We start from the raw sequence: 22,037 nt of genomic DNA on the forward strand, positions 1-22,037 counted from the left end.
GGTTAGGGGGCGGCTCTTTCAGAGCCGCCCCCTAACCATTTTTTTACAAAATCATTTTTTCGATTGGTACAACCAAAATGCCTTGTGCGCCCAATTCGCGAAGCGAGGCGATTTTCTCCCAAAATTCATTTTCGTTGATAACCGAGTGTATCGAACTCCAACCCGATTGCGCCAACGGCAACACCGTTGGGCTTTTCATGCCTGGCAGCAAAGCGGCAATCGCTTCTACAGCTTCGTTGGGTGCATTGAGTAAAATATATTTGTTGTTTTTGGCGGCTTGTACGGCTTCTATTCTGAAAATAAGCTGATTAAGTAGCGTTTGTTTTTCTTCAGAAAGTTTTGGCGATGCCACCAACACGGCTTCCGAATAAAAAATCGGTTCGGCTTCTTTCAGGCCGTTGGCCAGTAGCGTACTACCCGAACTGACAATGTCGCATACCGCCGAAGCAAGCCCAATGCTTGGCGCGATTTCTACTGAGCCGCTAATTTCGTGAATGTCAGCGCGTACGCCTTTGTTGGCCAAATACGCCGCCGTAATACGAGGGTACGAGGTAGCAATACTTTTGCCTTCCAAATCCTGAATGCTGCGGTATTCGTCGCTGCGCGGAACAGCAATCGAAAGCCTACATTTCCCGAACCCCAATAGTTTGGCAATGCTTACGGATTTATTGCTCTCTTCCAGTACGTTTTGTCCTACTACGCCCAAATCGGCCACGCCGTCGGCCACATAACCCGCGATGTCGTCGTCGCGGAGAAATAAAAATTCGGCAGGGAAATTTGTGGCTTGCGCCTTGAGTCTGCCCGTGCCGCCGCCCGAAAGCTCAATGCCACATTCTTTAAACAAACGGAGTGAATCTTCGCTCAAACGTCCAGATTTTTGGATAGAGATACGCAATATTGTATTCATATTTTTTATGGAAAAATAAAACAACGCGCTTGCAAAAGCGTATGTTTCAGGATTTTAGAGAAAATTGATCGAAATAAAATTAGCTTGCCGCCTGAAAATGTTTTCAGGGACAAATGAGCCAAAAATCGCAAAAATGATTATTGCTCGCTGGGGGCGATATGTACGTGCTTATTCTCCAACTGCGGAGAATGATGCAGATGGTGCTGAACGTGAAGGCAATATGTTACGTTGCAGACTTTCATACGATGGACGCAAAGCTATAAAGACTTTTGGCTTTTCCCAAAAAAATATGCTAAGGTTTGCGTAAAACTAACCGCCGCCGCGTCGGGGTTCTGAAAATATGCTTTATATTGCCCCTCCTAAAAATAGAGAAAACAAATTTTATACACACTTGCTTATGGCTATTCGTCGTTTGTCGGTTCAGGAATATATAGACGGCATTTTGGCGGGAGACCGCGTCGTATTGAGTAGAGCTATCACGTTGGTAGAGAGCAGGTTAGAAGCTGATCGTCTGGCTGCGAATCAGGTTTTGCACGCCATTTTGCCGCACACAGGCCGCGCCAAACGCATCGGGATTACGGGTGTGCCAGGCGTAGGCAAAAGCACTTTTATTGAGTCGTTTGGGTCGTATATTACCCAACAAAAAGGCCTGAAATTGGCGGTTTTGGCCATCGACCCCAGCAGCCAACGCACCAAAGGCAGCATTATGGGCGACAAAACCCGTATGGAATCACTCTCGCACGACCCCAAAGCCTATATACGCCCTTCGCCGTCGGGCGACTCGCTGGGCGGCATTACGCGCAAAACCCGCGAAACCATGCTACTCTGTGAGGCCGCAGGTTTTGACATTATCCTTATCGAAACCGTAGGCGTAGGCCAGTCCGAAACTGCCGTGCGCAGCATGACCGACTTTTTTTTACTACTGATGCTCGCGGGTGCAGGCGACAACTTGCAAGGCATGAAACGCGGCATTATGGAAATGGCCGATGCACTGACCATTACCAAAGCCGACGGAAGCAACGTACAAAAAGCCCTGAACGCCAAGATAGAATACGAAAACGCGATACATTTGTTCCCGTTGCCGCCGTCGGGTTGGGCTACGCCTGTGAGCACCTGTTCGTCCATGACGCAGGAGGGAATCCCCGAACTTTGGCAACTCACCGAAAAATATTTCGATTTTGCTACACAAAAAGGCTGGCTACAAAAGCAACGCCAAGAACAAAACAAAGAATGGTTGCACGAAACCATCAAACAAACGCTTTTAGACCGTTTTTACGAAAATCCAACCATCAAACAGGCATTGGCCGTGTGCGAAAATGCCGTAGAAAATGGCCAACAAGATGCCGTCAGCGCGGCCTATGAGTTGTTGAATAAGTTTTAATACAGTATTTTATAACCCTTAAAACTTGTTCTACAAGTATAGTTTGAATTAATTATCAAATCTACAACCTTCAGCCCATAAGCTTAACCATACGGCTAATGGCCTGTTTGTAATATTACAGCTTCCCCCAACAACATCTTCTAGGAACCCAAAAAATATGCAAATCCAAATTACCCACCGCAACCAACAGTACAGCACAGACACGACGCAAGGCCAAAGTTTGGCCTTTACGCTACGCCCCAACAGCCCCGAAAACCCCAATTGCTACTACGCCGAAGCTCCCGAAAACGCCGTTATTCGGGCAGGGAATTTTGTAGGAAGCGTGACCGAAGGCGGAACAGTGAATTACACACGCCTGAGCCTTACGCCGCACGGCAACGGCACGCATACCGAATGTTACGGACATATTAGCCCCGCACCAGATGCCACTTTAGACCGCTGTTTGCAAGAATTTATGTTTGTGGCCGAGCTTGTCAGCTTGCAACCCGTGCAGCGCGAAAATGGCGACTGGGTCGTTTTGCTAAAAGATTTGCAAAAAGCCTTACAGCACCAAACCAACGCCATCATTATCAGAACTTTGCCAAACGATTTGGATAAAAATACGCGTGCTTATTCGGGTACAAATCCCGCGTATTTGGAAGAAAATACGGGGCTGTGGCTCGCCGAACAAGGCGTAGAACATTTGTTACTGGATTTGCCGTCGGTGGACAGAGAAGAAGACGCAGGCCGTTTGGCCGTTCATCACGGATTTTGGCAATATCCCGCCGCCACGCGCACCCAAGCCACCATTACCGAACTTATTTTTGTGCCAGACGCGCTGCCCGACGGCCTGTATTGGTTGCATTTGCAAGTGCCGCGCTTGGCCACCGATGCCGCGCCTTCACAGCCCGTTATTTACCCACTAAAGCCCGTGCAGTAGCTCAATGCTGTTGCGCCCCAACCGAACCAAATTTTTCTGTTCCATGGTGCGGAGCAGTCGGCTAATGGCTTCGCGGTGCGTGTGCAACTCATCGGCGATTTGTTGGTGCGTGATGTCGAGGCGATGTGTATTGTTGGCTTGGGCGCGTGCCTGCAAATAGCGCAAAAGTTGTTTGTCCATGTTACTAAAAGCGATTAAATCAATCACGTTGAGCAGCTCCACAAAACGATTGCTGTAAGTGCCATTGATAAACGATTTCCATTCGGTATATCTGAACCACTCCGACACCATGCCCACAGGAATCAGCAGCACTTCGGTTGTGTCTTCGGCCACAGCTTTTACCATACTTTCTTTGCCCGCTTGGCAGCAGTTCAGGGACATGGCGCAGCTTTGGCCAGCGTAAAGATGATACAAGAAAATTTCGCGACCGTCGGCATCTTCGCGCACAATCCGCAACACACCTTTTTGCACCAACGGCACAAACACGATTTTATCCCCAGAACGTATCAGCGTTTCGTCTTTTTCGATGCGCTTTAGTTTGGTATGCGTCTTGATTTCTGCTAAAAGTTGGGGGTCTGAGAAAGTGGGCTTTATCGCTTGCAACACAACAATAGGATTTTTTATTTATATCAAAAAAAATATTTGAATTACAAAAGTAAAAGAATCTTTGGTTTGATAAAGCCCCCTAACATTATTCTTCCGTTGGGGCGGCGGGTGCTGGCTCGTGTTTGCGGAACCATTTGGCCGTTTGTTGTAGCACTTTAGGCTTGAGAAAGCCCATGTAAATTTCCAACAAATCGCCTGCCAACAAAATCGCGGCTATGCCTACGGCCAAATCCATTTTGTATCTGAAAAACGAAAAAGACAACACCGAAACATACAGTAACAGAAGCACTTGTAGCAATTGTAACAATTTGGTAAGCGCATCGTACCAGCGCGAAAGCCTGTAATAAATCCACATAAACACCTGCACATTGGCCATGCACAGCAGCACGCCGATACAAAGCGCAAGCCAGTCGGGCATTTCGTTGATAAAAGATTTTTCGGCAATCATGGAAACAATGTTGGCGTGAACCGTCATCCCGAACATATCGGGCGCAGTTTTGCCGATATACACCTCATTGAGTGGCGTAAAAAATTTATCTTCCCACGATTTGCTTTGAAAATTTTCGCCCATAAAACCCATTATCACAATTTTGTCTTTGAGGCTAAACGGCAATTCGGGATTAAGCGCATCGGCCACATCAAGGCAACGATATTGCTTTTCGTGGCGGCGGAAATTAATAGATTCAACTTCATTGCTTCGGGCTAAAAACGCCTGTGTTTGAGCAGGATACGCAATACTGGCAATTTTGGTAGAAAACGCAAGCATGGCCGTATCCGTGCTGCGTTCTTGGGGCGAATAGTGCCGCGAAACTCTGAATTTGTCTTCTCCGTCCGTAATCAGATTCACGTAGCCGTGCAGCGCGTAGCGGTCAAACATCGGGTAAGTAACTTGCGCCGAGTCAAAGCCGCCTTTGGTGTAGTTTGGGTTGAGCAATTTTACTCCCAAAATCAAGTTTTTAGTTTCCGAAAAAGCCTGCGCCATCAGGCTGTCGTCTTCGGGTGCGCGTGGCACTTCAAACAGCGCGTCTATGGCAATAAGTTTGGGCTGGTGGGCATTGATATTAAAAATCTCTTGGGCAATGCCCGCACGATTCAGGTAACCAATATTCACCAACACAATATTGGTATCTGTGAGCGCGACGGCATCTTGTATGTGTTCGAGATTTTGGTCTTCGCCCAAATGACGCGAATACACCAAATCGGTTAGCTCAAAGTCGTCGAAGGCTTCGGCCAACGGATTGAACAACTCAAATTGGGCGGGCAACATATACAGCCCCACCAACACTGCAAAAATAAATCCCGTACACCACAAAGTGTCGCGCCAGTAACGAATACGCATAAGCAAAAACATCAAAGCTATCCAGCGAATATAACAGCTTATTGGCCTAAAATGCAAGGTTTGGAATTGCCCTATTTTTCTTCTAAAATAAAGAAAGAAAATTAAGTCAAGCATTAAAATAACTTTGTAGATTAGGGGCGTTGTGTAGATGGTCTCAACAATAAACAAGCTAACAAAATGAAAGAAGAAATCATCCTCAACTTGGAAAATCCAAGAGCCCTTGAAAAACTCTACCGAGACAACAAGGCCAATTTCAAAAAAGATTTCAACCTGATTTACAACGACATCCAAGACAATCCTATTGCACGATGCTGGCACGAGCGACTCAATTTTGAGGCTGACGGGATTGTGTGGAGCAGCAAACCCGAACTAATATTTGTGATTGCTGTCTCGTTTTTGGTGGGGCTTACGGCCAAACTGGTTTACATGGCCGACATTAAGACCGAATATTTTTATGGCCGCAATATCGGTTTTCTGGTTTTGCCAGTGCTGGCGGCTTATTTTTTGTGGAAACAAAAAAGCAACCTTAAGAAAAGCGTAGTTGTTGCGATAACGACTTTGGCGGCGGCAATCTATATTAACCTGCTGCCAAGTGCTTCACAACTCGATGATACACTGATACTTGCCTGTCTTCATTTGCCTTTATTTTTGTGGGTAATGTTGGGTTATTCTTTTGTGGGCGAAGGGCTCAACGACGTGCCAAAACGTTTGGATTTTCTTCGCTACAATGGCGATTTGGTCATCATTTGCACTATTATCGTGATTTCGGGGGCTGTGTTTTCGGCTATTACGTTCCAGTTATTCGATATGCTCGGTATCGACGTTTCATATTTCTATCGCGAATATCTTGGTTTTTGGGCGTTTGGGGCATTGCCTATCGTGGGCACTTCGCTTGTCCAGACCAATCCCGAACTGGTCAGTAAGGTCTCCCCTATCATTGCCAAAGTATTTACGCCTATCGTGTTGCTGATGCTCTCGGTTTATTTGGCCTCTATTATGTTGAGTAAAAACATAGACATTTACAACGACCGCGACTTTCTGCTGATTTTCAATGCGTTGTTGGTGGGAGTGATGGCCATTATCGTGTTTTCGGTTGTAGAAACCTCCAAACGCCCCGACAACCAAACCAGCGTCATGTTGTTGTTTTGTTTGTCGGTGGTTACCATTATTGTAAACGGAATTGCTTTGTCGGCGATTTTGTTCAGAATTTCGGGCGGCATTACGCCCAACCGATTGGCTGTGCTGGGAAGTAATATCCTGATTCTGGCAAACTTGTTGCTGGTAGCCTATCACCTTTTCCGCACGGTGCGCAGCAGCGACCAAATAGAAGGCGTAAAGAAAAGTATTGCCGTATTTCTGCCGATTTATGGCCTTTGGGCGGCGGTTGTGATCTTTTTGTTCCCCTTAATTTTTGGGTTTGAATAACAGGCAAATTAGATTTTGCTACAATCCAAAATCCCCTTATAGATTTGAAGCCTATAAGGGGATTTTTTTGTTTATGGAAAAAGGTAAATACTCTTCCCTCCATGGTTTGTGTCCTCACAAATCATAAAAGACGACAAATGTAGGTGGTCTGTGAGGACAGAGACTACGGCGAGTGTTATTTTTAATTCAAGGAAAATGTTTACTTATATTTTACTAATCTCCATAAAACTTGAAAAGTTATTATCTAATATCTTAACTTGTTTTGATAACCAGTCTAATGTATTATACTTATTATCAAGTACTTTATTTCTTTGTTCTTCAGTCATAAATGGGGCTTTTTCGTTTTCGCCAAGTTTCATACAGTCAGTTTGAAAATCACTAACATTCTTGTCAATTTGCTCAATGTATGCACTTATTTCTTTATTGAATAAAAATTTAGAATGGCGAACATTCATATAAAAATCTTCCATATTAATGCCCTCTAATGTGTTATTACGAAGTATAGATATTAATACTTCGCGGATATTTTCATAAACTTTCATTCGTCGTTCAAACAAATCAAATTTAGCTCTGTACCGCTGAACAACCCACTGTCTATAAGCTATCCCTAAACCTCCCAAGGCTATTATTGGCGTTAAAAGACCTGTTAAAATTGTCCAAATATCTTTAGTTGAGTTAGAATTACTCATGTTAATTTGAATTTGTTTTTGACTGTCTTTATTTTCAACTTTTATGTCTATTTTTATATTTTCACATTTTATAGAATCATTTATTTTTAAAGTTTGTCCTATTGATTCCGTTAAAAATATTACTAAAAGAAAAACAGCAATGAAAATTCTCATTTATATATAATTTAATTATCCAAAGAATTGGCAATGATAAATTTATCTACAAATACTTTCTATATTTTGTAGGTACTTGCAAAAACAAATATAATTATAGTATAATTTACTATAAAATTCTAAAGACATAAAAAATCTCCTCCATAGTTTGTGTCTTCACAGACCACATATCTTTAACTGACTTCTATTAAAGTCTTCCCCTTGGGGAAGATTTAGATGGGGTTTTAATATATCCCACCCACAATTCCTGTTATCCAACCTCTGTGGTTTGTGAAGACACAAACCACAGAGAAGGACTTTTTTGTTTATGGGAATAACTACGAAAGATTTTCGATAATTACTTTAATGCCGTACACCAAACACAACAGCGAGGATATAGCCGTGAGGGCATTTTGTAGCCGCTCGGATTGCATTATCCCGCGCGAATACGGCAGGCTAAACATACTCGAAGCCAACAACATTCCTACGATTGAGCCAACCCCAAAAATCAGGATATACATCAAGCCTTCGGCGGGGCTTTTCATCTGCGACATCACCAGCACGGCCAATGCGCCACTTCCTGCCAAGCCATGCACAAAGCCCACCCCAAACGCCATTTTGGGGGTGTAATGCGTGTGCGTTTGCGGCAAACCGCTGTACGCCAATTGGCGTTTGGCATTGAGTTTGAACAGCCGAACCGCACCCAAACCGACCAACATCAAGCCCACGCAGGCTTCTAAGTAGCTAAATAATTGTTCGCTAAGATTCATTTTGAACACAATCATCATCATACCAATCACAAAAATAGTGGTGGTATGACCCACGCCCCAAAAAAAGCCGTCTTTCATGGCGTGGCCTGTGTGTTTGCGATTGGTAACGAGGTTATTGACGGCCAACAAATGGTCGGCTTCAAAGGCGTGTTCCAAACCCGCGTACAATGTTACAAATAGTCCAAACATAATTTCTTAGGAATAATGGTAATACGCCGCACAAGCTCCTTCGGACGACACCATCGGCGCACCCAACGGATTGGACGGATTACACGTTTTTCTAAACTCCTGACACTCAAAAGGCTTTTTCTGACCTTTCAATATTTCGCCCGCAATACATTTGCTCGCACAGCTTTCCGACTTGGTTTTGATGGCAAATTTGGCCGCCGCATCGTAAGCCGCATATTCAGGACGCATCACAAGGCCGCTATCGCTTATTTTGCCGATGCCGCGCCATTCTTGGTCACCCACCATAAATATTTCCTCTACAACCGCTTTGGCACGTCCGTTACCGTGTTCTTTTACAAAACGGGTGTATTGATTTTCTACCTCATGTTTGCCTTCTTCGAGCTGCACAACGGCATGATAAATCGCGCAAAGCAAGTCGGCAGGCTCAAAACCCGAAATCACAATCGGAATTTTGTATTTCTCAGCCAACGGATAATATTCGTCCAGTCCCATAATCGTGCAGACGTGACCCGCCCCCAAAAAGGCGTTGATATTGCAAAATTCATCGTCCAAGATAGCCTCCATCGCTGGCGGCACAAGCACGTGCGAAACAAGCAACGAAAAGTTTTTCAAACCTAATTTTTGGGCGTGCATCACGGCAAGCGCGTTACTTGGCGCGGTCGTCTCGAAGCCTACGGCAAAAAACACGACTTCGCGGTCTGGGTTGGCCGCCGCAATATTCACGGCTTCCAATGGCGAATACAAAATACGCAAATCGCCGCCTGCGGCTTTGGCTTGCAAAAGGCTTTGCGACGTACCTGGCACGCGCACCATGTCCCCAAACGAACACATGATTACGCCTTGCTGCATCAGTTCCACGGCTTTGTCTATCAGACCCGCCGACGTAACGCACACAGGACAACCCGGCCCATGCACCATGATTACTTCTTCGGGCAGCAAATCCAACAAGCCATTTTTCACCAGCGAGTGGGTTTGTCCGCCACAAATCTCCATGATAAACCAAGGGCGCGTTACTTTTTGGCGAATCGCGTCCAGATAATGGGTTACCAGTTCGGGGTCGCGGTATTCCGTAACATATTTCATCGCACCGCTATTTGATTATTTTTTTCAATTCAATAATGAAAATAAGCGTCGCGTTTGGCTGAATCATGGGCGCGGCACCTGCTTCGCCGTAGGCCAAATAATGCGGAATATACACTTTCCAGCGCGAACCTTCGGGCATGAGTTGCAACACTTCTTGCCAACCTGGTATCATTTCGCCAATTTCAAATTCTACGCCGCCGCTATGGTGTTTGCTTGAGTCAAACACTTCATTATTAACCAAATAACCTTCGTAAGTTACTTCTACGTGGTTCAATAGATTAGGCGTTTGGCCTTTGCCCTGACGCAACACTTCGTACTGCAAACCGCTTGGCAAACAAACCACGCCTTCGCGTTGGGCGTTTTGTTCTAAGAAAACACGGCCTTCGGTGGCATTTTTTTCTTTTTGCTCCTCGCGCAACAAGGCTATATAATTATTGAAAATATCAACGGCTCTTTTGGCAGTGATTTTTGGGAAACTATTGTTAAAAACAGAATCCATTCCTTCTATAAAATCCGCGCTCGAAATCTCTTCAAAGCCCAAATCTTTGAGGCTCATTGCCATTACTACGCCTGCCGAATAGGAAATTTTATCTTGTTCTTCGGTCTTGCCGATGGTGCCTAATAATTCTGAAATATCCATGATTTATTGTAGTATGTATTGATAATGTTTTAATTGTCCATAAGAAATATTTTCGTCGTTGGCGGGCAAATGCTCATGCCAACTCAACGTTAAGTCATTCATTTTCTGTGCGATACAGTCCACCAAGTACGCATTCTGAAACACGCCACCACTAAACGCAATGTGCGTTGCGCCCTGCTGCACGGCTACTTTCTGTATCATTTTGGCCAAAGACCAATGAAATCCTGCGGCCACTTCCGCCCGACTTGCGCCATGCCCTAAGGCGGTGCGCATATTGGCCAAAAGTTTTTCGCCTGATAAAAAATCTTCGGAATCAAGATACACATTTTTTGCGTCAGTGCCACACATTTTGGCCAACTGTTCCACGTACATGGCCGCTTCCCCTTCAAAAAAAACTGTTCTTTCAAAGCCCAAAACGTAGGCTGCCGCATCGAAAAGCCGCCCCACCGACGAAGTTTGTACGGCTTTTTGCTCGCGCTGTCGGGCGTATATTCGTTGCTCGTTTGCTTCAAAATTTTCTTGCCCCAAAGCATCGCCCAAAATCGCGTAAGCACTGATTTTCGGATTTTTAGCCATTTTATCGCCCAAAATCCATATAAAATAATTCAAGTGCGCCGCGCGCGAGATTTTTCTTTTTTCATACAAAAAAAACTCTCCGCCCCAAATGGCCGCGTCTGTTCCGTAGCCCGTCCCGTCCCAAATCACGCCCAACACTTTATTTTCCCAACTGTTTTTTTCGCCCAAAATCGCCGCAAAATGCGCCTCATGATGTTGCACGGCGTGCAGGCGAGCCGCAGGAAAACGTTGTTGCAGTGGTTCAATGGCCTGCCTGCTTTGGTAGAGCGGGTGCAGGTCGTGCACGATAACATCAGGCTTTAGGCTAAAGGTTTCCGCGTAGCTGCTCAAAGTGGCCTCAAAACGCTGGAAAGTTTCATAATTTCCCAAATCGCCTAAATATTCGCTTGTGTAACTGTGGCTGTTGGGTTGCAGGGAAACACTGCTTTTCAGGTCACTACCCAAACACAAAATTTTGGTGTTATCTACCTTATTTTGTGTGGGTTCAAAGTAATTGCTGGGTGCAAGGCCGCGCGCGCGACGATACACAAGTTTAATATCGTATTTTGGTGTAAATCTAATAACGGAGTCATCTTGCGAATGCCTCACGGGTAAATCGTGGTGTATGAATAAGTCGGCGATGCCGCTTAGTTTTTCAAATGCTTCTGGCGCGTCGGCGCACACGGGCGAGCCATGCAAATTGCCGCTGGTAGCCACCAAAGGGCGGTTGAGTTGGGTGGCCAAAAGTTTCAGAATCCCCGAATACGGCAACATACAACCCAGCGTGTCCATATTTGGCGCAACTTCTTGCAAAGCAATTGCCCCTTTGTTTTTCACTTCTGCCACCACAATCGGAGCTTCTGCCGAGCCGATGTGTGCGGCTGCTTTTTCACTCAAATAAACGTGCTGGCGCAATTGCGCAAGGTCTGGAAACAGCACCGCCAACGGTTTGGTTGGGCGGCGTTTGCGCTCTCGGAGCTGCTGTACGGCCTGCACGGAAGTCGCATCGCATAGCAGCAAATAACCCGACGTGTTTTTGACGGCCAAAATTTTTCCTTCGCTCAAAGCCTTTGCCGCCTGCCCAAAAACTTCCTGATTTTCTTGGGTTAATATTTTACCAAAATTATCTGTAAGCCAAAACTTTATGCCACAATCGGGGCAAGAATTGGTTTGGGCATGAAAGCGTACATCTTCGGGACTGTCGTATTCGGTTTGGCAAGTGGCGCACATTTTGAATGTTGCCAGCGAAGTGTTTTCTCGTTCAAAAGGATATTTTTCAGTAATGGCGTAGCGCGTTCCGCATTGCGTGCAACACGTAAACGGATAAAAATACCGTCGGTCGTGTGGGTCAAGCATTTGCGCAGCACACTGGGCGCATTGCGCAAAATCAGGCGTGAGTGGCAAATTGATGTTTGGGGTAGTTTGAGTGGGCTTAATGCTAAAGCCTTCAAACTCGGCGGCGTGTTCCATTTCCCTAACCGAAACGGCCACAATTTGCGCCGCCGCAGGTTTTTGGGCTTGGATTTGGGTAACAAAATCCGTGAGCGCGTCGGCAGTGGCGCACACCACGATTTGCACACCCAAAGCATTGTTGGTAACAAAGCCCTTCATCTGCAACTTATTGGCTAAGTTATAGATAAAGGGCCTGAAACCTACGCCTTGTACGCGGCCATTGACAATGACCTCAAAACATTTATTCTGCGTGTACACTTTCCGTGCTTCGTATTTGCTGCGTAAGAGCCAAAACTTTTTCGGTAATTTCGGGCAAAGCGGCCTCTACGGCAGGCGATAATTCCATACACATAGGTTCCATCTTGCTGATAGTAACCGTAAAAAGATAAATTTTTGGCATCGAACCGAACATCGTCAAGATTTCGACCATGTCTTTAAGCCCAAAATTATGCCCACTAAGTGCCGTCGGGAAATCGTTGCTAAACTTAGGTGTAAGCAACGTAATCGTTCCTTCGGGTTTGCCGTCCATCGTGGCATCTACAATAATGACGTGCTGATGACTTTCGATATAGGGTACGAGGGTGAAACCTCCCGTCCCGCCGTCCAAAAAAGTAATGTTGGAGGCAAAACGGGAAGTATCTAATTTTTTTACAAAATGTACGCCTATACCTTCATCGCCCATCAGGTAGTTACCAATGCCCAACACCAATATATCATTGCCGTCGGAATGGAACGTATCGGGGGTATATGAAAAAGTATCTTGCATTATGCTGTTTTTTTCTCTGCGTTGGCAGCTTCTTCGTCCTTAATACTTTCGGTGCGCACAAACTTGTAGCCACTGAACATGGCAGAAGTTTCGCCGCGACCTTCGAGCCAGTCGTGGAAGAACACCAAATACACGTGTACCACCACAAACAAGATGAAAGCCCACATACTATAATGGTGTACGGTGCGCGTCACAAAATCGCCGCCCAAAAATGCAGGTACCCATTCAAACATTCTTGGCAAAAACCAAGTAGAAGTAGGCGCGTACAATCCGAAACCCGTAAACACCATCACCACTGCCAAAATGAACATAATAAAGTAACTGAATGCTGCTACGGCGTTGTGGCCTGTGCTAATATTCTTGAAGTTGTACTCCTTTTCGTTTTGAAGCAACAAATCGTACTTAATTACGTGCCACATTTTGCTAAAGCCCGATTTGCTCAAAGGCAACATTACACGCCAGTTGGCATAGCGATTGCCAAAAAAGGCGTAGTAAAGGCGCAACACCATCACGGCAACCATCAGGTAGGCACTGATAAAATGGATTTGTCGTACATAACCAAACCAAAATTGCTCAGATGCCTCTTTGTTGGACATCAGCGCGGGCGGATTGGCAATAATAAAACCCGTAATAATCAGTATCGTAATGGAAAAGGCATTAATCCAGTGGAAAAGACGCACGGGAAGTTGCCATACATAAGCTCGTTTAAATGTAGAAGATTCCATAAATGCTGTCTTTTAGGATTAGATACCGCACACGGAAATATTGCTAACTTCTTTGATAATCTCGCCTTTTTCGTCGTACAAGTGTACCGCGCAAGCAATACAAGGGTCGAACGAGTGAATAGTTCTGATGATTTCCAAAGGAAGTTCAGGATCAGCCACAGGCGTGTTGAGCAAAGTATGTTCGTAAGGCGAACGTTGGCCTTTCGGGTCGCGTGGAGAGGCGTTCCAAGTCGAAGGTACTACTTGTTGGTAGTTTTCTACTTTGCCGTCTTTTATCACAATCCAGTGGCTTAGTGCACCGCGTGGAGCTTCTGTAAGACCTACGCCTTTGGCTTCTTTTGGCCAAGTGGCAGGATCCCATTTTTCCATATTGGCCATGCGTGTATCGCCATTTTTGATATTGTTTACCAAAATATCGAAAAATTCCAGATTCCATTTGGCTACCAATTGGCTTTCCAAAGCACGTGCCGCCGTTCTGCCCAAAGTAGAGAATAAAGCCGTTGCAGGCACTTGCAATTTAGCCAATGCACCATCAATGATTTCTTTAAACTCTTCTCTACCAGCCGCATAACCCACCAACAAACGCGCCAATGGCCCTACTTCTACGGCCTGACCTTTCCAGCGTGGCGTTTTGATAAAGCTGTATTTTTGGTTAATGTCCAAATGCGTGTACGGAGGTTTAGGCCCTGTGTAATTGATGTTGGTTTGGCCTGCCCAAGGTTGAAGTCCCGCGTTTACATCACCACCTGCATAATCATACCAAGAGTGATTTACGTGTTCTTCTACCGTTTTCAGGTCGCGAATGTCCAAGCTATGCAACTTGCTCAAATCGCGGCCAAGAATCACACCCGACGGGAATTTGAATGTGTTAGGGTTGGTGTTGTGGTGTCCTTGCATCGGGAAATCACCGAAAGCCATGAAGTTATCAAAGCCACCGATTGAACCCCAATCTTTATAGAAACTTGCAATTGCCATTACATCTGGCACATATACTTGCTCCACAAAACGTTGTCCTTCTTCTAACAATTGTCTTACGAAAGCCAAACGTTCGGCGTTCAAGCCGCTGGCATCATCGGTATTTACGGCGCAAGCCATACCACCCACCAAAAAGTTAGGGTGAGGGTTTTTACCACCGAAAATAGCATGAACTTTCACGATTTCTTTTTGCCATTCCAAGGCCTCAAGGTAGTGCGCCGTGGCCATCAAGTTGGCTTCTGGTGGCAATTTCATGGCTGGGTGTCCCCAATAACCATTGGCAAAAATGCCCAACTGTCCGCTTGCTACAAACTTTTTGAGTCTGGTCTGGAGGTCAGAGAAATAACCTGGAGAACTTTTTGGCCAGTTAGAAATAGACTGCGCCAACTGCGACGTTTTCACGGGGTCTGCGCTTAGGCCACTCACCACGTCCACCCAGTCGAAGGCGTGTAAGTGATAAAAGTGTACTACGTGGTCGTGCAGATACAACGCGCCTTGCATGATGTTGCGCACCATTTCTGCATTTGGCGGAACTACAATGCCCAAAGCATCTTCCACCGCACGCACCGAAGTCGTGGCGTGAGTGCCCGTACAAACGCCACAAGTACGTTGCACGAAAGCCCAAACATCTTTCGGGTTTCTTCCTTTTACAATATTTTCAAGTCCCCTTACCATCGTAGATGACAAAAATGCGTCTTTGATAGTGCCGTCCGAAATCTCTACTTCGGCTCTCAAGTGCCCTTCTATACGGGTAATGGGGTCAACTACAATTCTATCAGCCATTTTAATTTGTTGTATTTGTGTGATAACCAGATTATTCTTCGTCCAATTTTTTCTCTGTTTCGATGGCCGCACCGATTCGGCGGTCAAGGTCACGTTTTTTAGAGAAGTTAGACACCAAAGCGTGCGCAGCCAAGCCCGCACCTACTGCACCAAGTGCGTATTTGCCTACAGTGTCGGCTGTGGCTTCTATACTGCCGCCGATGGCTTTGTCGCGGTCGTAGAAACTGCCAGCATCCCAGAAGTTCTTTTCGCTACAACCAATACAGCCGTGTCCCGATTGGATTGGGTAACTCACGCCACCGTTCCACTTCATGTTACCGCAAGCGTTGTAAGTAGATGGCCCTTTGCAACCCACTTTGTACAAGCAATAACCTTTTTGTGCGTTTTCGTCGTCGAAAGTTTCGGCAAAAAGACCCGCATCAAAATACGGTCTTCTGTAACAGCTATCGTGTACACGTTTAGAATAGAAGGCTTTCGGACGGCCTGCGTTGTCCAACTCAGGCAATTTGCCGAAGGCTACCACGTGCACGATAATACCCGCCATTACTTCCCCGATTGGCGGACAGCCCGGTACGTTAATAATTGGTTTATCAGTAATAATTTTGTCGATTGGCGTTGCTCCCGTTGGGTTTGGCTTAGCAGCTTGCACGCAACCCGTTGTAGCACAGCTTCCCCACGCAATAATTGCGGCAGCACCTTCAGCAGATTCTTTCAAAATATCCAGCGCAGAACGACCACCAATACAACAATACTGACCTTCCGCACCCATTGGCACAGAACCTTCTACACAAAGAATATATTTTCCTTTGTATTTGTCCATCGTTGCTTTTTTGGCGGCTTCGGCTTGGTGGCCAGATGCAGCCATCAGCGTAAGGGTATAATCAAGCGAAATTTTATCCAAAATAATATCAGCCACAATAGGATGGTCTGAACGGATAAACGATTCGCTACAACAGGTACACTCTTGGAAGTGTTCCCAAATAACTGGCAATCTTGGAGTTGTTTCAAGCGACTTAGCAATTTGACCAATTGCTGTGCTTTCCACACCCATATAAGCCCCAATAAACGCCACGAACTTCAAGAAATCCCGACGCTCGTAACCCTGCCGCTCAATGCTTTGCAGATAGGTTTCATTGTTGGTTTTATCTGGCATAATGTTTCTATTAGTTTTTTGTGTTTCGATAAAAATTTGCTACCTCTACACGCAGCGTACAGGCAACCTAAAAATTAAGTAAAAAATGGTGTTTTAAAATAAGACAAAAAGAATTTCGGAAAACATGATACACACCCATAGATTTACAGACTTTTGTCATGTTTAGCAAAAGATTTTATCAGTTGCTTTGTGGGTAAGTTTTCAGAATTTAGTAAAATGCACGAATTATCAGTTGTTACTTCTATTGTGGATACCGCCAGCCGTGAAACGGCTAAGATTCAGGGTGTTGCGGTACAAGAAATTTTTTTAGAAATTGGCAAACTTTCGGGTGTTGAGCTTGCTTCTTTCCATTTTGTATGGCCACAGTGTATCAAAGGAACGGTCTTGGAAAATGCTTTGTTACACATCGCAGAACCCGACGGGAAAGCCAGATGCGCCGAATGCGAGCAGTTTTTTCCCATAGAAAAACTCTACGACAGTTGTCCGCATTGTGGCAGCCCTTTCAAAGAAATTGTGGGCGGAAAAGAGCTCCGTATCAAAAAACTTATCATCAATTAAACCATTAAATTTATGTGCACTACTTGCGGTTGCAGTTCTACGCAGAACGGCATTACTTATCATAAAATAGACGCTCACGCACACGGCCAAGACGGTCATCATCATGATCACGACCATGCGCACGGCGAACATCATCACCACCATGACCACGAACACCCGCACGACCATAGTAACGGGCATCATCACCATCACGGACATGAGCATACGCATGACCACAGCCATTCACACGACGGTCATCATCATGACCACGACCATGCGCACACGCATCACCACCACGGACACGAAGTGAATATCGTGGAACTTGAAAAAGATATTTTGCATAAAAATCAACTCTCAGCCGAACGCAACAGAGGTTATTTTGAAGCACTCAATATATTTTGTTTGAATTTGGTAAGCTCACCAGGTTCGGGCAAAACTTCCTTTTTGGAAAAAACTATCGGCGACCTAAAAGGCAAAGTAGCGTTTTCGGTAATTGAAGGTGACCAACAAACCAGCAACGACGCGTTGCGCATTCACAACCTCAATGTGCCTGTGGTTCAAATCAATACGGGCAAAGGTTGCCACTTGGACAGCGACATGGTAGCCACTGCCGTAAAACAACTAAAGCCTGCTCAAAACTCGGTGCTAATGGTGGAAAATGTCGGCAATTTGGTTTGTCCTGCCATGTTTGACTTGGGCGAAGCCTCGCGCGTGGTGGTTATTTCCGTAACCGAAGGCGAAGACAAGCCGCTCAAATATCCTGATATGTTTTACAGCTCGCAGGTGTGTATTATCAACAAAATTGATTTGTTGCCGTACCTAAAATTTGACCTTGAAAAGCTGAAAGAAAGTGCTTTGAAAGTTAATCCGCGCCTCAAATTCTTTGAAGTATCGGCCACGACGGGCGAAGGCATGGAGGCTTGGTACGAGTTTTTACAACAATCTTTAAACAAATAATAGCGTATGTGTTTGGCCGTACCCGGTAAATTGGAGAAAATTGTGAGCGAACTCGACGAGATTTTCCGTATCGGAGAAGTTTCTTTTGAGGGGATTCGCAAAGAAGTAAATCTCGCGTTGGTGCCAGAAGCTGCCATCGGCGATTATGTATTGGTACACGTGGGGGCTGCCATTGGTGTAATTGATGAAGCAGAAGCGCATCGTACTATGCAGATACTCAAAGATATGGGCGAAGATTTGCCCCAGTAATTTTTTTATGAGCAAAAATACAGCAGCAGACATTATACATTTGCATCACGGTAGCGGCGGCCAACACATGACCGCCCTACTCAACGATGTGATTTTCAAACATCTGGACAACCCGACACTGGCCACGCGCCACGACGGGGCATTTCTGAATTTGGGCGGCGGCACGTTGGCATTCTCTACGGATAGTTACGTGATTAGCCCTATTTTTTTTAAAGGCGGCAACATCGGCGAACTGGCCGTAAACGGCACCGTGAACGACCTTTCGATGTGCGGCGCAGAACCCAAATACTTATCGTTGGCTTTTATTATCGAAGAAGGTTTGAGCCTTGCAGCGTTTGAGCAAATCGTTATTTCGATTAAAACAGCCGCACAAAAAGCAGGTGTACAGGTAGTTACGGGCGACACCAAAGTCGTAGAGCGCGGCAAAGGCGACAAAATTTATATCAATACGTCGGGCATTGGCGTGGTACGCCCTACGGCGGCCATTAGTTCGGCGCGTATTGCGGCGGGTGATGCGGTGTTGGTGAATGGCGCGTTGGCGGCGCACGGCATGGCCATTATGTCGCAGCGCGAAGGCTTGAGTTTCGAGAGCGAAATTTTGAGCGATACGACCAACCTCAATTTTGTAGTAAAAGAATTGATAGAAACCTTTGGCGACAAAATCAAGTTTTTGCGCGATGCCACACGCGGCGGCTTGGCTTCTGTGCTAAACGAAATAACGACAGATTGCCAACTGGGAATCAATTTGTTAGAAAAAAATATACACGTAGATACCGCCGTAAAAAGTGCCTGCGAGTTGCTTGGCCTCGACCCCGTGTATGTGGCCAACGAAGGCGTTTTTGTTTGCATCGCGGAGGCCTCGGTACAAGAAGAAGTCTTGGCGGTTTTGCGCAAATATCAGCCTGCGGCCATGATATTAGGCAATGTTACGGAAGAACATCCTTCCAAAGTAATTATGACGAGTGCTTTCGGTGGCAAACGCGTCGTAAATCCGTTGGTAGGCGAGCAGTTGCCGCGTATCTGCTGAAATATAACATCTCAGCAATAAAAAGCAATCAGTTATTTACAAGACCCCTCAATAACTGATTGCTTTTACTGAACACATAGAACATTTTTATTTATGTTATGTGTTGCAATGCTAAAATATTACAAGCTAAATGAACAAATTGCATAGAAAGCTACAAATATTGATTTTGACTTACATTATTTACTAACAATACTTAACAATTCCTTAACAAATATTTTACATTTAAAAAATAGCACTATATTTGCAGCAGTTTTCTAACTTAATTCTAATTTTATGAAATCTGACAAAAAAAATTACAAAGCATTAGTTGCTCAAATAGAAGCATCTGTCGCTAAGTTAATTGATGAATTGCACGCTGAAGCAGCTGGCCGTATGAAAAAAACGACCAAAACTGTTGCTAAAAAGTTGGCGGTCAAGCTTGAAAAAGTAAACAAAAAGCTCAACGCGAAAGCTGAAAAGCAAGAACGTAAAGCGAAAAAAAAGGCAACTAAAGTAGCTCCTAAGGTAGCGCAACCGACAGCAAAAGCGGCGGCAGCTCCTGCTAAAACTACGAAAGCAGAACCAACAAGCAATAAATAAAAAGAAGAATAAAGAAGAAATCTCATAACCAAATCATACGAAAAGCAGGTCAATATGTTTGACTTGCTTTTTTTTATTTCTAATAATATTAAATTTGTTTACGAAAAGTACAACATTGAATTTTAGGGCTTAATGGGCTAAGTTTTTCAGTATTTATACTTTAGCTTTGCCTATACATTATTACATTTTTAATGAAAAAATTTAACTTATCATGAACCGCCAGCTATTTGTAATAGAAGACAACAGAACGGAGGGAATGTTATTTAGAATTGCTTTAGGGGCAATTCCTAACCTTAATATTCGATATTTTGCAGACGGCAAAAGTCTCTTAGAAGCCATGCCTGAAAATCCTGCGATTGTATTAGCAGACTTAATGTTGCCTGATATTAACGGCTACGAATTAGTAAAAACAATTAGGGAACAATACCCTCAGTCTCGCGTCATTGTGGCCTCAGCCCAACGCGATATAGATTTAATTGCCAAAATCCAAGAATTAGGGGTATTTAATTATTTGGTTAAAAGTGAAGGGTGTCTGAACTATTTACAACAGGTGGTCAATGACTTACTAACGCTTCTCAACAACAAGCAATAACCACAAAACTCAAAACACATTCACGCTTTCTTAGACTAAAATAAATCAAACTTCATGGACACGAGTGATTATTTAACTACCCACCAATACCAAGCTGTGGTACTGGGTGGTTCGGCTGGCAGCATTAGGGTTGTTTGCGACATTCTCCGAAAATTACGTCCAGATTTCCAACTTCCGCTCATTATCGTATTGCATCGCTCGCCACAAAGCGAGTCGGGTTTAGGAAAAGTGTTTGAACCGCACAGCCCCCTGCCCATTATTGAGCCTAAAGTTAAAACGCGCATTGAGAATGGGAATGTTTATTTAGCCCCCGCCGATATGCACCTTTTTGTAGAATCAGCAGACTATTTGAATACAGACCAATCTGCCTTGGTGCAATATTCGCGCCCTTCGATAGATGTGTTATTTTTCTCTGCTTCAGAGATTTATCAAAATCAATTGCTGGGAATTTTGGTAACAGGAGCTAACAGAGATGGCGCAATGGGCATGAAACTAATAAAAGATGCGGGTGGCTACACCGTAGTACAAGACCCCGCCGAGGCGACCATCGACTATATGCCAAAATCTGCGATGGAACTTTCACCTATCGACCAAGTTTTGCGAGCTACCGAAATCGCGGAACTACTCAATAAACTCTAATGATAGGTTTTTCTTATATGTTTCTTTAAATTGCTTCATTGTTCTAACATATACCAAATTAGAAAATGAAGCAATTTTTTTGTTTAGGCCTCACCCTATTGATTGGCCTTTCGCTCCAAGCCCAAATGCTCAACGACCCCGTTTACGTGAATTGCACGTGGCAACCGCGTACAGACATCAAAAACGCCAATAGCACACTCTCGCAAGTGGCTTTAGAAATGGGCGTAACCATGCCGTTGCTTCAAAAAACGCAAACTAAATTATACCAAAGCGTGTATTATCGAAATTCGAATTTTTCGCATAAAAATATTGGTTTACAAGCATTTAGTACCATTCATGACGCACGTTATACGCTTACTTTGCGCCAACAACTGTACAAAAATTTTGATGTGTTGGTCATGCCACGCTTGCTATTGCGTAGCGATTTGCGTCAAAGCGTTTCGCATAAAGATTTGTTTTATGCGGGCGTTGTATCCGTAAACTATGCCGTATTGGGCAACCCGAATTTTAAAATTGGCGTGGGTGCAGCCCTCAACAACGACTTTAGGCATAATGCTATTATTTTGTTTGGTATGCTCACCTACTACGCTCCCAAATGGCGCGTAGAAATTACGCCCCTGACAGCAAATGTGGCCTACAAGCTCCAAAACAAATGGGAAGCAGGCTTATTTGTGCATATAGACGGAGCACTTTCGCACATCAAATCCGTGCCTTTGGCCGATGGTAGCGAAAGCCAATATTTGCGTAATTATCAGATTTTAGTTGCGCCTAACCTTACTTATCCCGTTTACAAAAACATCATGGGACATCTGAAAATTGGCGTTGCGCCATCGCGTAATTACCAATACGTCGATAACGATTTTGAAAAAATAGCCTCAACGCTTCAAAAAATGAATAATTCGTTTTTTGTGAAGGCTGGTTTTAGCTTCAGAATCAATAATTAGTCTTAAAAGTGCGTTAAAACCAAA

24 protein-coding genes are annotated in these 22,037 nt (G+C 44.7%); 12 read left to right on the top strand and 12 right to left on the bottom strand.

Annotated features, from left to right (window positions below):
- Positions 1 to 43: 43 nt before the first annotated feature.
- Positions 44 to 907 (bottom strand): ATP phosphoribosyltransferase, encoded by an 864-nt coding sequence (gene hisG / locus BM090_RS08800; protein ID WP_091511017.1) that lies wholly within the window; start codon positions 905 to 907, stop codon positions 44 to 46.
- A gap of 64 nt (positions 908 to 971) precedes the next feature.
- Here hisG and BM090_RS18150 point away from each other — a divergent pair, with 64 nt between their 5' ends.
- From BM090_RS18150 to BM090_RS08810, 3 genes are all read left to right on the top strand, one after another.
- A complete protein-coding gene (locus BM090_RS18150) occupies positions 972 to 1,214 on the top strand; it encodes a hypothetical protein (protein ID WP_143083924.1) in 243 nt (80 codons plus the stop codon).
- A gap of 90 nt (positions 1,215 to 1,304) precedes the next feature.
- On the top strand, positions 1,305 to 2,288 hold the full coding sequence (gene meaB / locus BM090_RS08805) for a methylmalonyl Co-A mutase-associated GTPase MeaB (RefSeq protein ID WP_091511316.1): 984 nt from the start codon (positions 1,305 to 1,307) through the stop codon (positions 2,286 to 2,288).
- 157 nt (positions 2,289 to 2,445) lie between these two features.
- Entirely contained in the window at positions 2,446 to 3,207 is a 762-nt protein-coding gene (locus tag BM090_RS08810; protein WP_091511020.1) for a cyclase family protein, read from the top strand.
- Here the strand turns inward: BM090_RS08810 and BM090_RS08815 are convergent.
- Together BM090_RS08815 and BM090_RS08820 are read right to left on the bottom strand one after the other, a co-directional pair.
- A complete protein-coding gene (locus BM090_RS08815) occupies positions 3,190 to 3,813 on the bottom strand; it encodes a Crp/Fnr family transcriptional regulator (RefSeq protein ID WP_091511023.1) in 624 nt (207 codons plus the stop codon). The genes BM090_RS08810 and BM090_RS08815 overlap by 18 nt on opposite strands.
- A gap of 85 nt (positions 3,814 to 3,898) precedes the next feature.
- Positions 3,899 to 5,152 carry a CHASE2 domain-containing protein gene (locus BM090_RS08820; RefSeq protein ID WP_177199889.1) on the bottom strand — a complete coding sequence of 418 codons (1,254 nt, stop codon included), beginning with the start codon at positions 5,150 to 5,152 and terminating at the stop codon, positions 3,899 to 3,901.
- A gap of 177 nt (positions 5,153 to 5,329) precedes the next feature.
- Between BM090_RS08820 and BM090_RS08825 the strand changes: the two genes are divergently transcribed.
- The gene (locus BM090_RS08825; RefSeq protein ID WP_091511030.1) at positions 5,330 to 6,577 is read left to right on the top strand and encodes a hypothetical protein; all 1,248 of its coding nucleotides are present in this window, start codon (positions 5,330 to 5,332) and stop codon (positions 6,575 to 6,577) included.
- Between the two features lie 203 nt (positions 6,578 to 6,780).
- On the opposite strand, the gene BM090_RS08830 is transcribed toward BM090_RS08825, so the two are convergent.
- The 9 genes from BM090_RS08830 to BM090_RS08870 all read right to left on the bottom strand — a co-directional run bounded on the left by BM090_RS08830 (position 6,781) and on the right by BM090_RS08870 (position 16,489).
- Positions 6,781 to 7,419: a hypothetical protein gene (locus BM090_RS08830; protein ID WP_091511034.1), complete on the bottom strand. Its 639-nt coding sequence runs from the start codon at positions 7,417 to 7,419 to the stop codon at positions 6,781 to 6,783.
- A gap of 317 nt (positions 7,420 to 7,736) precedes the next feature.
- Positions 7,737 to 8,357 carry an urease accessory protein UreH domain-containing protein gene (locus BM090_RS08835; RefSeq protein ID WP_091511036.1) on the bottom strand — a complete coding sequence of 207 codons (621 nt, stop codon included), beginning with the start codon at positions 8,355 to 8,357 and terminating at the stop codon, positions 7,737 to 7,739.
- A gap of 6 nt (positions 8,358 to 8,363) precedes the next feature.
- Entirely contained in the window at positions 8,364 to 9,440 is a 1,077-nt protein-coding gene (hypD, locus tag BM090_RS08840) for a hydrogenase formation protein HypD (protein ID WP_091511040.1), read from the bottom strand.
- Positions 9,441 to 9,447: 7 nt separating this feature from the next.
- On the bottom strand, positions 9,448 to 10,080 hold the full coding sequence (locus tag BM090_RS08845; RefSeq protein ID WP_091511043.1) for an FKBP-type peptidyl-prolyl cis-trans isomerase: 633 nt from the start codon (positions 10,078 to 10,080) through the stop codon (positions 9,448 to 9,450).
- A gap of 3 nt (positions 10,081 to 10,083) precedes the next feature.
- Entirely contained in the window at positions 10,084 to 12,345 is a 2,262-nt protein-coding gene (gene hypF, locus BM090_RS08850; protein WP_091511046.1) for a carbamoyltransferase HypF, read from the bottom strand.
- Entirely contained in the window at positions 12,329 to 12,853 is a 525-nt protein-coding gene (locus tag BM090_RS08855) for a HyaD/HybD family hydrogenase maturation endopeptidase (protein ID WP_091511051.1), read from the bottom strand. Before BM090_RS08855 ends, hypF begins: the two co-directional genes overlap by 17 nt.
- Positions 12,853 to 13,578 (bottom strand): Ni/Fe-hydrogenase, b-type cytochrome subunit, encoded by a 726-nt coding sequence (cybH, locus tag BM090_RS08860; RefSeq protein ID WP_091511053.1) that lies wholly within the window; start codon positions 13,576 to 13,578, stop codon positions 12,853 to 12,855. Before cybH ends, BM090_RS08855 begins: the two co-directional genes overlap by 1 nt.
- A gap of 18 nt (positions 13,579 to 13,596) precedes the next feature.
- Positions 13,597 to 15,336 (bottom strand): nickel-dependent hydrogenase large subunit, encoded by a 1,740-nt coding sequence (locus tag BM090_RS08865; RefSeq protein WP_091511057.1) that lies wholly within the window; start codon positions 15,334 to 15,336, stop codon positions 13,597 to 13,599.
- A gap of 31 nt (positions 15,337 to 15,367) precedes the next feature.
- A complete protein-coding gene (locus BM090_RS08870; RefSeq protein ID WP_091511060.1) occupies positions 15,368 to 16,489 on the bottom strand; it encodes a hydrogenase small subunit in 1,122 nt (373 codons plus the stop codon).
- Positions 16,490 to 16,705: 216 nt separating this feature from the next.
- Here BM090_RS08870 and BM090_RS08875 point away from each other — a divergent pair, with 216 nt between their 5' ends.
- From BM090_RS08875 to BM090_RS08910, 8 genes are all read left to right on the top strand, one after another.
- Complete coding sequence (locus BM090_RS08875) at positions 16,706 to 17,047, top strand: hydrogenase maturation nickel metallochaperone HypA/HybF (RefSeq protein WP_091511064.1); 342 nt, start codon at positions 16,706 to 16,708, stop codon at positions 17,045 to 17,047.
- Positions 17,048 to 17,059: 12 nt separating this feature from the next.
- Positions 17,060 to 17,983 carry a hydrogenase nickel incorporation protein HypB gene (gene hypB / locus BM090_RS08880; protein ID WP_091511067.1) on the top strand — a complete coding sequence of 308 codons (924 nt, stop codon included), beginning with the start codon at positions 17,060 to 17,062 and terminating at the stop codon, positions 17,981 to 17,983.
- Positions 17,984 to 17,989: 6 nt separating this feature from the next.
- Positions 17,990 to 18,232 (top strand): HypC/HybG/HupF family hydrogenase formation chaperone, encoded by a 243-nt coding sequence (locus tag BM090_RS08885; RefSeq protein ID WP_091511071.1) that lies wholly within the window; start codon positions 17,990 to 17,992, stop codon positions 18,230 to 18,232.
- A gap of 7 nt (positions 18,233 to 18,239) precedes the next feature.
- Entirely contained in the window at positions 18,240 to 19,259 is a 1,020-nt protein-coding gene (gene hypE, locus BM090_RS08890; RefSeq protein ID WP_091511074.1) for a hydrogenase expression/formation protein HypE, read from the top strand.
- 273 nt (positions 19,260 to 19,532) lie between these two features.
- Positions 19,533 to 19,838 (top strand): hypothetical protein, encoded by a 306-nt coding sequence (locus BM090_RS08895; RefSeq protein WP_091511078.1) that lies wholly within the window; start codon positions 19,533 to 19,535, stop codon positions 19,836 to 19,838.
- 211 nt (positions 19,839 to 20,049) lie between these two features.
- Positions 20,050 to 20,430, top strand: coding sequence for a response regulator (locus tag BM090_RS08900; protein ID WP_091511080.1), 381 nt, complete (start codon positions 20,050 to 20,052; stop codon positions 20,428 to 20,430).
- A gap of 54 nt (positions 20,431 to 20,484) precedes the next feature.
- Positions 20,485 to 21,069 (top strand): chemotaxis protein CheB, encoded by a 585-nt coding sequence (locus tag BM090_RS08905; RefSeq protein WP_091511083.1) that lies wholly within the window; start codon positions 20,485 to 20,487, stop codon positions 21,067 to 21,069.
- A gap of 65 nt (positions 21,070 to 21,134) precedes the next feature.
- The gene (locus BM090_RS08910; protein WP_091511087.1) at positions 21,135 to 22,013 is read left to right on the top strand and encodes a DUF6268 family outer membrane beta-barrel protein; all 879 of its coding nucleotides are present in this window, start codon (positions 21,135 to 21,137) and stop codon (positions 22,011 to 22,013) included.
- Positions 22,014 to 22,037: the final 24 nt, after the last annotated feature.

This window comes from Flexibacter flexilis DSM 6793 (assembly GCF_900112255.1).
In the GTDB taxonomy this organism is placed as follows: domain Bacteria; phylum Bacteroidota; class Bacteroidia; order Cytophagales; family Flexibacteraceae; genus Flexibacter; species Flexibacter flexilis.